At 36.6% G+C, this 16,238-nt stretch carries 11 protein-coding genes; 5 read left to right on the top strand and 6 right to left on the bottom strand.

Annotation, left to right across the window (positions count from 1 at the left end; all coding sequences use genetic code 11):
• Positions 1 to 20: 20 nt before the first annotated feature.
• Positions 21 to 644: a hypothetical protein gene (locus I6E78_RS12515; protein WP_197182639.1), complete on the bottom strand. Its 624-nt coding sequence runs from the start codon at positions 642 to 644 to the stop codon at positions 21 to 23.
• A gap of 289 nt (positions 645 to 933) precedes the next feature.
• The gene (locus tag I6E78_RS12510; RefSeq protein WP_089369312.1) at positions 934 to 1,497 is read right to left on the bottom strand and encodes a YSC84-related protein; all 564 of its coding nucleotides are present in this window, start codon (positions 1,495 to 1,497) and stop codon (positions 934 to 936) included.
• A gap of 138 nt (positions 1,498 to 1,635) precedes the next feature.
• Here I6E78_RS12510 and I6E78_RS12505 point away from each other — a divergent pair, with 138 nt between their 5' ends.
• The gene (locus I6E78_RS12505) at positions 1,636 to 2,847 is read left to right on the top strand and encodes a tyrosine-type recombinase/integrase (RefSeq protein ID WP_011330177.1); all 1,212 of its coding nucleotides are present in this window, start codon (positions 1,636 to 1,638) and stop codon (positions 2,845 to 2,847) included.
• On the top strand, positions 2,847 to 4,040 hold the full coding sequence (locus I6E78_RS12500) for a cation:proton antiporter (protein WP_086998423.1): 1,194 nt from the start codon (positions 2,847 to 2,849) through the stop codon (positions 4,038 to 4,040). The genes I6E78_RS12505 and I6E78_RS12500 overlap by 1 nt, the downstream gene beginning before the upstream one ends.
• A gap of 61 nt (positions 4,041 to 4,101) precedes the next feature.
• Here I6E78_RS12500 and ydiJ read toward each other — a convergent pair whose 3' ends face one another.
• A complete protein-coding gene (ydiJ, locus tag I6E78_RS12495) occupies positions 4,102 to 7,158 on the bottom strand; it encodes a D-2-hydroxyglutarate dehydrogenase YdiJ (RefSeq protein WP_197182638.1) in 3,057 nt (1,018 codons plus the stop codon).
• 147 nt (positions 7,159 to 7,305) lie between these two features.
• On the opposite strand from ydiJ, the gene I6E78_RS12490 reads away from it, so the two are divergent.
• A complete protein-coding gene (locus tag I6E78_RS12490; RefSeq protein WP_041454951.1) occupies positions 7,306 to 7,515 on the top strand; it encodes a PGPGW domain-containing protein in 210 nt (69 codons plus the stop codon).
• Between the two features lie 66 nt (positions 7,516 to 7,581).
• Here the strand turns inward: I6E78_RS12490 and ppsA are convergent, their stop codons facing one another.
• Entirely contained in the window at positions 7,582 to 9,957 is a 2,376-nt protein-coding gene (gene ppsA / locus I6E78_RS12485; RefSeq protein ID WP_041454953.1) for a phosphoenolpyruvate synthase, read from the bottom strand.
• A gap of 313 nt (positions 9,958 to 10,270) precedes the next feature.
• On the opposite strand from ppsA, the gene ppsR reads away from it, so the two are divergent.
• Positions 10,271 to 11,080 carry a posphoenolpyruvate synthetase regulatory kinase/phosphorylase PpsR gene (ppsR, locus tag I6E78_RS12480; RefSeq protein ID WP_011330181.1) on the top strand — a complete coding sequence of 270 codons (810 nt, stop codon included), beginning with the start codon at positions 10,271 to 10,273 and terminating at the stop codon, positions 11,078 to 11,080.
• 83 nt (positions 11,081 to 11,163) lie between these two features.
• Here ppsR and I6E78_RS12475 read toward each other — a convergent pair whose 3' ends face one another.
• A complete protein-coding gene (locus tag I6E78_RS12475) occupies positions 11,164 to 12,513 on the bottom strand; it encodes a class II 3-deoxy-7-phosphoheptulonate synthase (RefSeq protein ID WP_172459254.1) in 1,350 nt (449 codons plus the stop codon).
• A gap of 1,110 nt (positions 12,514 to 13,623) precedes the next feature.
• Between I6E78_RS12475 and I6E78_RS12470 the strand changes: the two genes are divergently transcribed.
• A complete protein-coding gene (locus tag I6E78_RS12470) occupies positions 13,624 to 14,499 on the top strand; it encodes a DNA replication terminus site-binding protein (RefSeq protein ID WP_197182637.1) in 876 nt (291 codons plus the stop codon).
• A 58-nt stretch (positions 14,500 to 14,557) separates the two neighbouring features.
• Here the strand turns inward: I6E78_RS12470 and I6E78_RS12465 are convergent, their stop codons facing one another.
• Positions 14,558 to 15,772 carry a hypothetical protein gene (locus tag I6E78_RS12465; RefSeq protein WP_011330184.1) on the bottom strand — a complete coding sequence of 405 codons (1,215 nt, stop codon included), beginning with the start codon at positions 15,770 to 15,772 and terminating at the stop codon, positions 14,558 to 14,560.
• Positions 15,773 to 16,238 lie beyond the last annotated feature (466 nt).

Genomic DNA, 16,238 nt, shown 5'->3' with positions numbered 1-16,238 from the left:
TTTACTATTATTAATTCTATTCAAAAAAAAGTGGTTAGTTTAATAATCGAACCTTCCCAATCTGATTTTAACGCAACTACAAAAGTAAAAAGACTAATCAAAAATGGAAGAAAGTAATTAGTAAAAATTGTAGTTAAGAACAAAAAATTCAGAAAAAACTTTAGTTTAGTAAACATGAACTGTTTTTCATAAAACTGAATTTCATCGTTCTTTTGAGATTCAGAAATTGGATTATAAGGCATTGGAATCAAACATCTGAAACGATTATGCTTAAGTTGAGAATATGAAAAATCATTAAATCTAAGATCTTTACCACTAATGAATAATAATTTTCTATATTTATTATTAAGGAAATAGTGGAAGGAGTCAGAAAATTTATGTTTACACTTAGACCATTCATCTTCGAGGAAATAAAGAATAAATCTATAGAAAAAATAGCCCCATGAAACCCATAAGAAAAGAAATATTGCTTTTGGGTTACCAAACTTTTCAAAGCTAACTCCCCCCAGCGTAATCTTATTTGCTTGCACTTCTGCTAACATCATAAAAAGTACTAATAAATTTATAATAAACAAATTACGTCGTTGACGTAAGAAGTTATCTGACATCACATTACTTGGCTTATTACTTAAATTCACTTCCATTTGTTACCTACAGATTGATCAAAAGAACTTTAAAAGACATTAATTTTCAGATAGCTAGACTACTCTTAATTAATGTCTAAATAAAGAGAGAACTATATGGCTAACGAGGGAAATATTGGTTAATTTCTCTAAAGTTTATGAAATTAACAGCCATTGCTAATCAGCTAGTAACCTCTCATTTACAGCATAATAGATAACCTATAAGTTATGTTATGTTAAATTGATATATTTAAAAGAAAGCGAGGGTGATTATTCAAATCAGCTCGCTTTTAGGAGAGTAATTTAGGGGTTAATTAAGCTCGGAGTCGACCCAAAACTTAGTACCTTTTAATACTGCTTGTAGTGCAAGGCCGCTTTCGGTCAAAGAATACACAGTAACTTGGTCTGCTATTGCTTCGGCAACTAATGCACCGCCTTTTTCTTTATATTTAGCTGCTGCATCTGCGTTTCCGCCAAATGCCCAACCGTGTTCAATAAATCTGTTTAGTGCCGCTTGGTTATGAAAAACCATAACAACGTTAAAGTCTTTAACACCTAAACCTAGGCCTAAACCGGCTTCGCCCATATTCATGTATGTAGATTTACCCGTTAGGTTATTTTTAATAACACCATAACCACCACCAAAACTAGCTAAAACAACATTGACGTTGGCATTATCAAAAACAGCATAACCTGCAGAGTTAGCAATTTGCTTTTTAACATCTGGTTTTATCGTGTAAAGTTTACTTAATGTATTTGATTCCATGCTATGCACTAATGCACGTTTTTCGCTTGGTGAGGCGCTGCCTGTTGTTGCACAACCTGTGAGCGCGAGTGTAAATACGACCATACTTAGCAAAATAAATCTTTTCATGAATTTTCCTTAAATAACATTTATAACTAGCAAGTATATAATTACAAAATAATAGAATCTATTTATGTCCAATACTAGACAGTATCGGACTTTATGGTTAATCTATAAGTCTATTATTTTATTGAATATTTTATTACTATGCTAGTTGCTTTGGTTGATACGTTAAAACAATTGAGATATCAAATTGCTCATCTTGAAGATAATACTTTAAATTCAGAATATCCAGAACTGGCTACCTTTATACAGCAAGTTGGCTTGACTGTAACTGAATCAAAACAAGATCTTACCTTCTTATACCAGTTTTTATATGTTTATGGTCGCAAATCGGAAGCAACCTATAGTCGGTTTAGAAGTGAGCTTGAACGTTTTTATTTATGGGCATGGTTAGTGGCTGAAAAATCAGTATTTGATTTAAAGCGCGAAGATATTGAAGGTTATGTAGATTTTGTTGTTGAACCAGATAAAGCTTGGGCTACAACATCAGTACAATGGCGTTATAAAGACGAGCAAGGTATTCGTCGTTTAAATACAAATTGGCGCCCTTTCATCCAAAAAGAATCAATTGCTAGCCAACAAACATTATCGGCAATGTTTACTGCACTTAACGTATTTTATAAATTTGCTATTTTAGAAGAAAAAACCTTTGCCAATTTTGTGCCTGTAGTAAAAAAGAATAGTCCCTATTTAGTGGTTCAATCGCAAATACAGATCCCCGATACGCTAAGCGATATACAATGGGAATATGTGTTTGGGGTAACGCGCGACTTATGTGAGCAACAACCTGATCTAGAAAGAAATTTATTTACTCTGGCATGTTTAAAAGGATTATATTTACGGATCTCCGAATTGTCAGAGCGGCCACAATGGTCGCCCGTTATGTCGCATTTTTGGCAAGACAACGATGGCTTTTGGTTTTTACGTATTATGGGTAAAGGTAATAAATTACGAGATGTAACTCTAAGCGATGATTTTGTTGAATATTTAAAACGCTACCGACTTTATCGTGGTTTACCTGCCCTACCACGCGTTGATGAATCTGAACCTTTGGTGCATAAAATTCGTGGCCAAGGTGGCATGACAGTTAGGCAAATACGACGTTTGGTACAACAAAGTTTTGATTTAGCTCAGCAATCTTTACTTGATGATGGTTTTAAAGATGACTCTGAACAACTTGAAGCTGCAACCGCACATTGGCTTAGACATACAGGTGCAACACACGATGCACAAACACGACCACTCAAACATTTATCTGAAGATTTAGGACACGCAAAAATAGCAACTACAGATCAAATTTATATTCAAACAAATATAAAAGAACGTGCAAAATCTGGTTTAAAAAGGAAAATATAATGGAATATTTAGTCATTACTTTTATTGGCAGTTTGTTTTTGATTTATTCATTAACAATCCGGCAATTAGAAAGAACCGAAATCACTGGCCCAATGTTTTTTGTGATTGGAGGAATAGCACTGGCTTGGTTTATACCTGAGGAAGTTGAACAATTAAAAAATGGTGGAGCTTATATATTACCTTTAATTGAATTAACTTTAAGTTTGTTTTTATTTACCGACGCTACAAAAACAAAACTAAGCGTTTTAAAACACAGTTATCAGTATCCAAGTTTATTATTATTTGTTGCCCTACCCCTTACCTTGTTGTTAGGTATTGGCACTGCATTATTTTTATTTGCAGAGTTAACACTTATTCAAGCTGCATTATTAGCAATTATTTTAACACCAACCGATGCAGCACTAAGTAAAGGACTATTAGAAAGTACACAAGTGCCCGAAAATATCCGTGAAGGAATAAATACTGAAAGTGGTTTAAATGATGGTTTATGTGTACCTGTATTTTTAATTTTTTTGTTATTAGCTAATAACCCAGAGCTTGGGATCACCGCTTCACAAACTATGATTATTTTTACTCGGGAACTTGGTATAGCGCTATTGATTGCAATTGCGAGTGTTGCGATATTTATTCCCACTTTAAACTTTGCTATGCAACGCCATTATTTTGCACAAAAAACCAGTCCTTTTTTGCTGGTAGGTTTTGCAATGGCGATATTTTCTATTACACAGTATTTTCATAGTAGTGGTTTTATTGCAGTGTTTGTAGCAGGTTTATTGTTTGACCGATATTCTCCAGAGTCGATACGTTGTGAAATTGTTGAAGACTCAGAGCACATAGCCGATTTTGCAGCATTATTAATTTGGTGTTTATTTGGTTTTGTAAGTGCCTATTTGGTTTTACCAAAACTCAGTTTTGAAATAATAATTTATGCTTTACTCAGTGCAACTTTGATCAGAATAATTCCGGTTATGTTGTCACTGCAATTTACTGCACTGAATATAAAAGAGCGATTTACTTTTGCTTGGTTTGGACCAAGAGGACTCGCATCGATAGTATTTACGTTAATGGTAATTGATACTCAAATAGAAAATAAATATCAGATTGCAACTATTGCTATGACCACTATTTTATTTAGTGTATTTATTCATGGTATAACTACTAAGCCAATTGCAGATAGTTTTGCTAAAAAGTAAAAAGTAAAAATGCGTAATTTTATTTATAAAGTTACGCATTTTTTAATCAGCCTAATAAAGTTTAATTGCTAAGTAGGTGTGCAAGTAACTCAATTGGATGTTTAGGTTTAAATTTTTCATATCGTTTAACTTGGCTACGACAAGAAAATCCTGTTGATAACAGTTGCTCGGGTTTATTTTTATCTACAATAGGTTTCCAACTCATTTCGTATAGTGCGCGCGAGTTGTTTTGGTTTTGTGCTTCATGACCATAAGTACCCGCCATGCCGCAACAACCAGTACTGGTTGTTTTTAATGTTAAGCCAATATCGCTAAAAATATTTTGCCAAACACTCGCAGCTTTTGGTAAGGCGGTAGTTTCGGTACAGTGGCTTAATAAAGTAAATTCAGTATTAGTATTAGTATTTTGTTTTGCTTTTAATTGCGTAAACGATTGAGTTTGTAACCACTCGTGAGCAAGTTGCACATGGAAATCACCACGATTATTTTCTAAAATTGTATTGTACTCATCGCGGTAACACATAACTAATGAAGCATCTAAACCAACCAGTGGCGCATTAATATCGTTAAGTTTATTTAAAAACTCCGCGGCGTTTTTTGCTGTTACTTTAAACTCATGTAAAAACCCTTTTACATGTTGTGGTTTTCCATTGGGTTTAAAAGGTAATAACATTGGCTTTTTGCCGAGCTGGGTAATAAGCGTAATAAAACTCTCTACTAATTCTGCTTCATAAAAACTAGTGAATGGGTCTTGTACTATTAATACATATTCGTTTTGTTGCTCAGCACTTAATTTATTTAGTAATTCAAAATTAAAAGTATGAGCTTTGTTTACTCGATTAGTTAGTGCGGGAATACTTAATTGTGGTGTATTTACATAACCCACGGTTTTTTTAATTATGTTACTAACTAGGTCTGTACTTACTATAGGATTAATAATACGTGCAAATTTAGCCATTAATGGCGCACTAACTTCTATATTACCCACTAGGTAATCTTTGAGTGGACGTGCGTAGTAACTATGATAATAATTTAAAAAACGCGAACGAAAAGTAGGTACATCTACTTTAATTGGGCAAGCAGTAGTACATGCTTTGCAGGCTAAGCACTCGTCCATCGAAGCTTTAACTTCGTGAGAAAAGTCGTAAATGCCTTTGTTTTTTTCACGGCTGTGAACAAAACGTTCCCACCAGGTAATTACTTCGCCTTTATTAAGTTGCTTTTCGACCTCAAGTAAATCTACATTTTTTGCTTCTTGCAGGCGCAACCATTCGCGCATTAAACTTGCGCGGCCTTTAGGTGAATGTCGGCGATCGCCGGTTACTTTATACGACGGACACATTGGTGAGTTTTCATCGTAGTTAAAGCATATTCCGTTACCGTTACAAGTCATGGCATTATTAAAACTTGTTTTTACATCAATAGATATTTGTTTATCGAACCATGAACGTTTTTGTCCATCAACACTTACTAGTGAGTCTTCACTATCGATAGGTGTACATATTTTACCCGGGTTTATTCGGTTATTTGGATCAAATGCAGTTTTTATTTTACGTAACTGAGTAAATAAATGGTCGCCAAAAAACGCTGGGCCATATTCGCTACGATACCCTTTACCGTGTTCGCCCCACATTAAACCACCGTATTTAGCGGTGAGTTTTACCACTTCATCTGAAATAACACGCAATAGTTTTTCTTGTTCTGGGTCGCACATATCGAGCGCAGGCCTAACATGTAAAACGCCAGCGTCAACATGGCCAAACATTCCATATTGTAAATTATGGCTGTCGAGTAATGCTCTAAACTCTACTATATAATCAGCTAAGTTTTCTGGTGGTACCGCAGTGTCTTCTGCAAAGGCGAGTGGTTTCTGACTGCCTTTTACATTACCTAAAAGCCCGACTGACTTTTTACGCATGGCGTAAATTGTTAAAATATCACTTTTATTACTGGTTAGCTGGTAACCAATAACACCATTAGTTTGTTGTGCCACGCACTGATCTAATAGTTTGCACAAAGTGTCTACTTTGTCTTTTATATCCTCTGGTGATACAGCATTAAACTCAACCATGTTGAGCCCTTGCATATCTTTATTAGGAATGTCGGTTATTAAGTCCGATACTGAATGCCAAATAATATCTTGGCGGGCTAAGTTTAAAACTTTGCTATCGACAGTTTCAACTGAGGTTGCTCTCGCAGCTACCAAAAATGGTGAATGACGTAGTGCCGAATCAAAACTATCATACTTAATATTAATTAAAGTTTTAAATTCAGCAATGGGGGTTAGCTTTAATTTAGCCTCGGTAACTATACCTAATGATCCTTCAGAGCCGGTAATTAAGCGGCTCATATCAAAAGTTTGTAAGTCATCACTTAGCACATGCTCTAGGTCGTATCCGGTTAAAAAGCGGTTTAATCTAGGGAATTTAGCTAATACAGCTTCGCGCTCATTTAGTGCGATAGCTAAAACGGTTTTGTATAAATGACCAACTAATGTGTCTTGTTCTGCGATTACCTTTGCTTTCTCTGTATCAATAGCTGCAGTACACATAGGTGTGCCATCGACCAAATAAGTTGTTAGCCCTAAAACATGGTCACTCGTTTTACCGTAAACTAGCGAGCCTTGACCCGAAGCATCAGTGCTGATCATACCGCCAATGGTTGCTCTATTACTGGTAGATAAGTCGGGTGAAAAGAAAAACCCATAAGGTTTTAAAAAGTCATTAAGCTGATCTTTTATTACCCCAGTTTGTACACGCACCCAGCCTTCTTGTGTGTTTATTTCGAGTATTTCACGCATGTATCGTGATAAATCGACAATAATGCCAGGGGTTAATGATTGCCCGTTAGTCCCAGTGCCGCCGCCGCGCGGACCAAATGTTAACGATAAAAAGGGGTCGCGAGATGCTGTTTGCAACGCAAGTTGAATATCTTTTTCGGTTTTAGGAAAGATAACACCTTGCGGTAGCTCTTGGTAAATACTGTTATCGGTTGAAGCTGTTATGCGGGTTGCATAACTTGCGTCAGTGTCTCCAGTAAACCCTTGATTTTTAATGGTACTTAAGTAATTTGCGACAACTTCTGTCGCGGCATCTTGCTGTGTAATAGTTGCTATCATGACGGCGATATTTTAAGGCATTTGATTAATTATATCATGCTGCGGGGTAATAGAAATTGAAGATTTTACAGTTTGTAACACACTTTTAATCGATTTTATTCGCACTGCAATTATACTCAAGTTAACAGTTACTAGAGGGCTTTAACTATGAAAAAAATACTATTACTTTTAGCCGGTGTATTGTGCATGTTACTGGGTTTATTTTTTGCGATTGTACCTGGACCATCGTTAATATTTTTTATGGCAGGGTTATTGTGTTTTTCTTTTGACTACCCAAAAGCAAGGCATTATTTGGGGCTTTGTCAAAAAGCGTTAACTAAATCGTGCCGATATTTAGATAAAAAATTAGCACGTTAAAACTTTGTTTTAAATTACACAAACAAAAATGCCAGCTTTTGCTGGCATTTTTATTAAACAAAGTAATTATTTAGCTAGTTTTTCAGCTAAGTATAACCATGTTTCTAGTACTGTATCTGGATTTAATGAAACAGAGTCGATACCCTGCTCTACTAACCATGCTGCAAAGTCTTCATGATCAGAAGGACCTTGACCACAAATACCTACATACTTGCCTTTTTCTTTAGCTGTTTTAATTGCCATAGAAAGTAGCTTTTTGATTGCAGGGTCGCGTTCATCAAATAGATGTGCGATTAAACCTGAGTCACGATCTAATCCAAGCGTTAGCTGAGTTAAGTCGTTTGAACCGATAGAAAAACCATCAAAATGCTCTAAAAACTCTTCAGCTAATAGTGCGTTTGAAGGCAGTTCACACATCATAATTACTTTTAGACCATTATCGCCACGTTTAAGGCCATGCTCTTCAAGTAGTTCAATAACACGTTTACCTTCTTCAACGGTACGTACGAATGGGATCATGATTTCGATATTGGTCATGTCCATGCCGTTTCTTACGCGTTTAATTGCTTCACACTCTAGAGCAAAACAGTCGCGGAAAGCTTCTGACACATAACGAGCGGCGCCTCGAAAACCTATCATAGGGTTTTCTTCTTCCGGTTCGTATTGTTGGCCGCCAACTAAGTTTGCGTACTCGTTTGATTTAAAATCAGACATGCGAACAATTACACGCTCTGGTGCAAATGCACACGCCAGAGTAGAAATACCTTCAACCAATTTAGAGATATAAAACTCTACTGGAGATTCATAACCGGCCATCATGTCGGTTATCTCTGCTTTTAATGCATCAGTTTGTGCATCAAAATTAAGTAGTGCTTTAGGGTGAACGCCAATCATACGGTTGATAATAAATTCAACACGGGCTAGGCCAACACCTGAATGTGGTAAACGAGCAAAATCGAATGCACGATCTGGATTACCTACGTTCATCATTACTTTAATTGGTAGCTCAGGCATTTCGTCAACACGTGAAGTAAGTACTTCAAAGTCTAAAATACCTTCGTAGATGAAACCTGTATCGCCTTCGGCACATGATACGGTAACTTCTTGACCAGCTGTTATTAAATCAGTTGCGTTACCACAACCAACAACGGCTGGAATACCAAGTTCACGTGCAATAATTGCAGCATGACAAGTACGGCCACCACGATTTGTAACAATCGCTGCTGCACGTTTCATGATTGGTTCCCAATCTGGGTCGGTCATGTCGGTAACTAAAATGTCGCCTACTTGAACCTGATCCATCTCTTTGATTGAGTTAAGAACACGAACAACACCGCTACCAATTTTATGACCAATTGCACGGCCTTCAACAACAACCTTGCTGGTGCCATTTAATTGAAAACGTTCCATTACGTTGGCATCTTCGTTTGAGCGAACCGTTTCTGGACGAGCTTGAACTATATATAGTTTGCCGTCGTTACCGTCTTTTGCCCATTCGATGTCCATTGGACGACCGTAATGTTTTTCGATGATTACAGCTTGCTTGGCAAGTTCTTGCACTTCTTCATCTGTAATCGAAAATTTATTTGAAAGCTCAGGGGCAACATCAACGATGTCTACTTGCTTACCATGTGCTTTGTCTTCTGAGTAAATCATTTGAATGGCTTTAGAGCCAATGTTACGACGTACTACTGAAGGTTTGTTTTTAAGTAATGTTGGTTTATGAACATAAAATTCATCAGGGTTTACTGCGCCCTGTACAACCATTTCTCCTAGCCCGTAGCTTGATGTGATAAATACAACATCTTCAAAACCAGACTCGGTATCAATACTAAACATAACGCCAGATGCTGACTTATCTGAACGAACCATACGTTGTATACCAGCAGACAGTGCAACACCACGGTGATCGTACCCTTGATGAACACGGTAAGAGATAGCGCGGTCGTTAAATAATGAAGCAAATACGTGTTTAATAGCGACCATTACTGAGTCGATACCAACAACGTTTAGGAAAGTTTCTTGCTGGCCTGCGAATGATGCGTCTGGCATGTCTTCAGCAGTAGCTGATGAACGTACTGCAAATGAAACATCGGCTGCTGTGTCGCCGTGGAGTTGGCTGTATGCTTCGCGAATGGCTTTATCTAGATTAGGTTGGAATGGTGTATCGATTATCCATTGGCGGATATCGGCACCGACTTTAGCGAGTGTATTCACATCTTCAACATCAAGTGTATCTAGAATATCGTGAATTTTTGCGGTGAGTCCTGATTGATCTAAAAACTCATTAAAAGCATCAGCGGTAGTTGCAAAACCACCCGGCACTTGTACACCTGCGTTTGCTAGGTTTGAAATCATTTCGCCAAGTGAAGCGTTTTTACCGCCAACACGAGGAACATCTTGCATACCAAGCTCTTGATACCAGAGAACGTATTCTTGCACGGATCTTTCTCCAAAAAAACAAATTGTAGTACTAAATACCAACTAATTAACATTTAATCATTTTAGCGAGTTAGACATTGTATTAACAAGTTAAAAATTTTCATGTAGAACAACTACCTGTTAATTTTTATGTTGCTAATAAAGCGCTTCCTATCGCTATAATTGACTATTTACTTAATACAATCGATATAACTGTGAGAGTTAAGAAAGAAAACCTTTTATAAAGGTCACACCCATTCTACACTGGCAACAGTCCTCACGTAAACCGTGAGAAACTTAATTTTAAAATTAAAAGTAATAAAAAAGAGGATTTATGAGAACTGCTTTTTATATTTCAGATGGCACAGCAATTACTTCTGAGGTTTTTGGCCATGCTACTTTGTCACTGTTCCCTGTTGAATTTAATCATAAAACCATTCCCTTTGTAGAAACAGAAGAGAAAGCGCATCAAATTAAAGAGTTAATTAATGCAACGGCTAAAAGAGACGGTGAAAAGCCTTTAATATTTTTTACCTTTGTAAATTACAACTTAACTGAAATTATTAGCTCTGCTAATGCAGTGTGTTATGACTTTTTGACAACCTATAGCGAAAAAATAGAAAAAGAACTAAATGTGGCGCCAGTACCAAAAATTCATCGAACTCACTCTATTCATGAAAAAAGCTATGATTTTAGAATTGATGCGGTTAACTACGCGCTGATGAATGATGATGGCGGTAATATTAAAAACTATGGAGAGGCCGATATTATTTTAATCGGTGTGAGCCGCAGTGGTAAAACCCCAACGAGTTTATATTTAGCACTACAATATGGTATTAAAGCCGCTAACTACCCGATTACCGAAGACGACCTTGAAACTGAAGGCTTGCCTAAATGCTTAATACCTTTTAAACATAAACTCTTTGGCTTAACTATTGATCCTGAGCGCCTTGCTGCCATTAGAGACAGGCGTATGGCTAATTCTAAATACGCTTCTATTCGTCAATGTCGTATAGAAGTGCGCGAAGTAGAAATGCTGTATAAGCGTAATAGAATTCCATTTTTAAACTCTACTCATCACTCAGTTGAAGAAATATCGGCGAAGATTATATCTGATACTGATTTAGAGCGCCGTAAGTACTAACTTACAGTGTGGTTAGCTTAACTAGAAAGTATAAAAAAACGCCGCTTAATTAGCGGCGTTTGTATTTAGGGGATTCATTTTACTTATTTGCGTGCGTCTTTTAATAAATCGGCAACTAAAAAGCCTAGTTCTAATACTTGATCGGCATTTAAACGTGGGTCGCACTGGGTTTTATAGCGCTGTGCTAAATCGTCGTCAGACAGTCCGTACGCACCGCCAGTACACTCAGTAACGTGTTGACCTGTCATTTCTAAATGCACGCCGCCTGCATAGCTGCCCTCGGCTTTATGCACTGCAAAAAACTGGCTGATCTCACGCATGATGTTATCAAAGCTACGTGTTTTGTATCCTGAACTCGCCTTTTCGGTGTTACCGTGCATTGGATCAGAACTCCAAATTACTTTACGGCCTTCTTGTTGTACTTTGCGTACCAGTGCCGGTAGTTTTTCAGGGAGTATATCTGCGCCCATACGGGTAATTAATGTTAATCGACCTGGAATGTTATCTGGGTTTAATGCATCAATTAAGCGTATTAAATCATCTGGGTCCATGCCTGGGCCAACTTTAACCCCGATTGGATTTTTAATTCCTTTAAAAAATTCAATATGCGCGTGGTCTAGCTGACGCGTACGCTCGCCAATCCACACAAAGTGCGCAGAACAATCGTACCAATCGCCAGATAAATGGTCACGGCGAGTTAGTGCTTCTTCGTAGCCTAGTAATAGCGCCTCATGAGAGGTGTATAAATCGGTTTCTTTTAAGCTTGGTGCAATAGTAGAATTAATACCACACACTTCCATAAACTCAAGCGCATCTTGAATTTTATCAGCTAGCTGTTGATACTTTTCTTTTTGTGGATTAGCCGCAACAAAGCCCATATTCCAACGGTTTACTTGGTGTAAGTCAGCAAGGCCACCTTGTGCAAATGCACGCAGTAAGTTTAACGTAGCGGCACTGTGATGATACGCTGTCATTAGGCGTTGTGGATCTGGAATACGCGCTTGTTCGGTAAACTCAAAATTGTTAACAATGTCGCCACGGTATGACGGTAGTGATACGCCATCAATCGTTTCTAAATCTGCTGAACGTGGTTTTGCATACTGCCCTGCCATACGCGCTATTTTAACTACTGGGCATTTACCGCCGTAAGTTAATACCACGGCCATTTGTAAAATTGTTTTAAAAGTATCGCGAATGTTAGCGGCATTAAAGTCACTAAACGACTCAGCACAATCACCACCTTGTAATAAAAAAGCGCGCCCTTCGCATACATCTTCTAGCTGCTTAAATAAACTTCTGGTCTCTTCAGCGAATACTAAAGGCGGAGCACTCTTTAATTGCGCTTCTACTGATTTAAGTGATTCTTGATCTGGGTAGTTTGGCTGCTGCAATATTGGCAGTTCTCTCCAGCTATTTGGGTTCCACGTTTGCATATTCATTCCTCATTCCTATTTACCTGATACAACGAAATTAACGTATGCAGGGCTGTTTGTTCAAGGACTAAATTCACTATTTACTAATTATTTAGTTATGGGTTAGGTAATTAATATATTTAGCCGTATATGTTGGGCCCTTAGCGCAAATACAAAATGACAAATAGAAAACATATAACCTATTTAAAACATATAGTTAAGCTTCTATATGGTTACTTTTGAGTTGTTGACTTACATTCAATCCGAGTTAATTATTATAACAGGTCAAACTAGGAACACATCATACTTAAATTGCATCATGTGTATTCTTAGCTTTACAGTTACTTTAATAAAAGTTGAGCAATAACTATGCGCTTTTAAAAATACATGCTATGACGCATTTTATTTGCCACTGCAACACATACTAGAGATCTATAAACAGTAGGTTTATTAGGCTAAGGTTAAAGTACAAAGACTTCTTTTGGTTCTGTACTAAGTTTTTATAAAAATGTGGATAGTGGTAGTTACTACTTAGGTTAAAAATTGTAATATGTATAATCTTTACGCTTTGCAGATCTTATGCGGCAGTATAAATAGACATGACAACGTATTGCATTTCCCCCCATACATAATACAAGTCGTAAAGCTTATATCAGCAATGTATTAAATTGCTCTTTGTATGAATGTTGAGAGCGGCGCTAATTAACACCACTTGCTTCTTAATTAGTTAAGCTACAGGCAACTCAAACCCTAATAAATGTATATTCAGTTCTCACAAGCTAAACATTTTAAGTATCCCAAAGTATGAGCCGGTTAATTATATCAACCTCATTTTAAAGCCTCACCACAAATCATGGCTAAAGTTAAATTGCACTCAGAAGCTAGTAGGCCGTTATTAGCTGTAACCTATAACGGTATACAAATGTGAGTATTGGGGAATTATTATTAAGAGTTAAGCTACTCAAATGCATAAGCACGAGATTTTAAAATTAACCAAAGCTGTAAAGAACACATCATACTTTAATTAAATATTAAATTAACTTAGCCCCGAGTAAACTAAAATTATTTGCTAAACAAAGATAAGGTTATGTGCGATAATTAGTTAGGTAAGATGTGTTCTTTGGAGGTTGCATGGTAACTAAAGTACAAATAAGAAGTCAGTTTGATTTAATGAGCGAACTAACATTAAGGCTAATAGAAGAGCTTAATCTATGTGAATATACAAAAGCCGAATATTATCAACTTCCTGATATAAGCACTGTTGATGAAGATAAAGTGGCCGAATCGATTAAAGTTACTAAAATATCAGGCGATCTAGCACATAAAGCTATATTAAATTCCTTTACTGACATTTATAAAAAACAAGGGCTAAGTAGCCGAGTTTTAAAGCGTCATCCTGGCCTATTAGTTATAAAAAATGCTGACAAACAAGCACTAATTAATCGAATTGCTCAAGTAAATAAGGCAAAAGCAGCGTTTAAAGAGTGTATTTTAGCTATTGATAACAACGATGCTCGTTTTGAAGCGGTGCATAATGCAGTACCCAACTTAATTACTTTGGCTGCTTATCGAAAAATTCATAGTGAACATGAATCGCCTTTTTCAGTACGATTTACCTGGATGCACAAACATGCAACTAAAACACTGACCAAAAAAATGGCCCTCGAAATGTTACAAAAGTCAGCTAGTTATAGAAACCCCAGAATGATCGACCAGCAAAAATGGCAGGCGCTAGTAGCACAAGAGCAATTACGGGTAGCAAGTTTAGGTGAAAAAGAAAAACTTAGAATTAGGCGCCCTACTCGAGTTAGCCCTCAGGTAAATGTGCGTTATACCGCGCAAAACCGTTATCACGTCAGTGCGGCGCTACCTTTTATTTTAATAAACCCAGAACCAGACGTAAAGCTTGGGATATTACCAAATTACGAAAAACCATTAAGTCATCCACGAAAACGTGACTATGATTTTTTAGTAGATCGACTTTATTTAGAACAAGTAGAAAAGTGATTATGTTAAAAAGGTCACGCTAGGTGACCTTTGTTATTATTGGACTCTGTAATAAAAATTACTTATCTACTATTTCAACAAGTTTGTCTTCATCAATAAGCACAGCATTTTCAACAATACGCTTACCGCCTTGTATTTCAATACGTTTATTGTGTTTATTCAGAGTAAGTATCTCATCACAAAATTGGTCTGATGGATGCATTTCGTAAGTGTAGTCAATAATATTACCGGTTTTATCGTCTTTAACATTGGTAATACTGTACTCAGAGATAGCTCCTTTCTCGATCAAATCTTTCATTGTTGTGGTCATATCACGACGCAGCGCTTTTAATTTATTTTCGGTAATATTATCCGTTGAATAAATTGAGCCGTACTTTTCCATAATAGACAGTAATCTAAAATGGTATGTTTTACCCGGCGCTGCATAACGCCAAAGATGATATAAGCGCAGCATCATCCAACGCGACAATCCGCGTTTTAATTCTTGGGCGCTGTTAAAGTAATATCCTTTGTATTCAAGGTTATCAATCATGTTATGCACAAATGCATTTAAACACGCAACACATTTAACATTTCCACCTTGACCTTTTTTTCCACTAAAATGCAGTGACGATAAAAAGTTCATGTTCGACTCGTAAAATGAATCATCAATATTTGTATTTTTGGTGTCTGTTGCTGAATATTTAAACGAAAGTTTCGAGCCTTGTAATGCTTCAAGTGATTCTTTAATTTGTGGATATGGCATAGATTGGCCAACGGTTTTCAGCTCTTGTGCTAATTCGTTCATTGAAAAAACAACAGCATATTGAATACCGGACTTAAAATTTATTTTTACTATTTTACCTTTAGAAGCTAAACGGATCAGCGCACGTTCTACTTTTTCTTCTCGATCTGATGGCCAAACCAAATATTCTACGTCTTCACCATCTTTGCGTGTGCTAACAACCGCCGGCGTTATTTTTAATTCACCGTCGTACAAAATACCATCTATTTTTTCAGATATTTTGCGTGTAATTATTGTTTTTTTAGGTGCTTCTTCTAATGGTAATTTTTTATGCCCCGAACGGACAAAGCGTCCCCATAAATCATAATGGTTAAAAGTATTCGAATAAGCACGTAATCCATGAGCTGCATTTTCTATCGAAATCCGCACATCTTTATTATCTGTAAACAGTGCTAAGCTTTCATTATCAATTGCACTTTCCACCCCGTGAATTTGGCCCCTTAGTGTATCGGGCAAGTTATCTACCGAGATGTTGACCTTTCGGCTCATTGTTGTTATTTCCATTTTTATTGCGACAGCTAATAACAACACATAAAGACAAAAAAGTTAAATGTTTAAGTTAGTATAAAAGTGATCTGAGCTAAAATAAAACCTTCGGATCACTATTATACTAAGCGGATGCTAATTAACTCAATTTCAGATCATTATTTTACTAACTAGGCAGTTACAAATCTCATTTTTACTAACTCAGTGAGATTTTTGTCCATTACAAAGCTAAATTTTTAATATTTAACACGACAAATTAACTAAAAAACTAAAAGCCCTGTGGATAAGCACATATTGAGTTAGCATAGATCTGATCTGTACCTACTACAGATCAGATCTATACTAATTAAAAGCCTTCTTTTACTACAGAGTCGGTGTATAACTTTATAATTTACTTAGTATAAAACTGATCTACCAGACCTTTTTTGTGCACAACTTAATGATTAACCTGTGCGTAACTATTGTTTTA

Source organism: Pseudoalteromonas sp. NZS127 (genome assembly GCF_015864805.1).
In the GTDB taxonomy this organism is placed as follows: domain Bacteria; phylum Pseudomonadota; class Gammaproteobacteria; order Enterobacterales; family Alteromonadaceae; genus Pseudoalteromonas; species Pseudoalteromonas nigrifaciens.
Note: the sequence above shows the minus strand (reverse complement) of the source record. Positions and strands in the feature narration are given on the sequence as shown.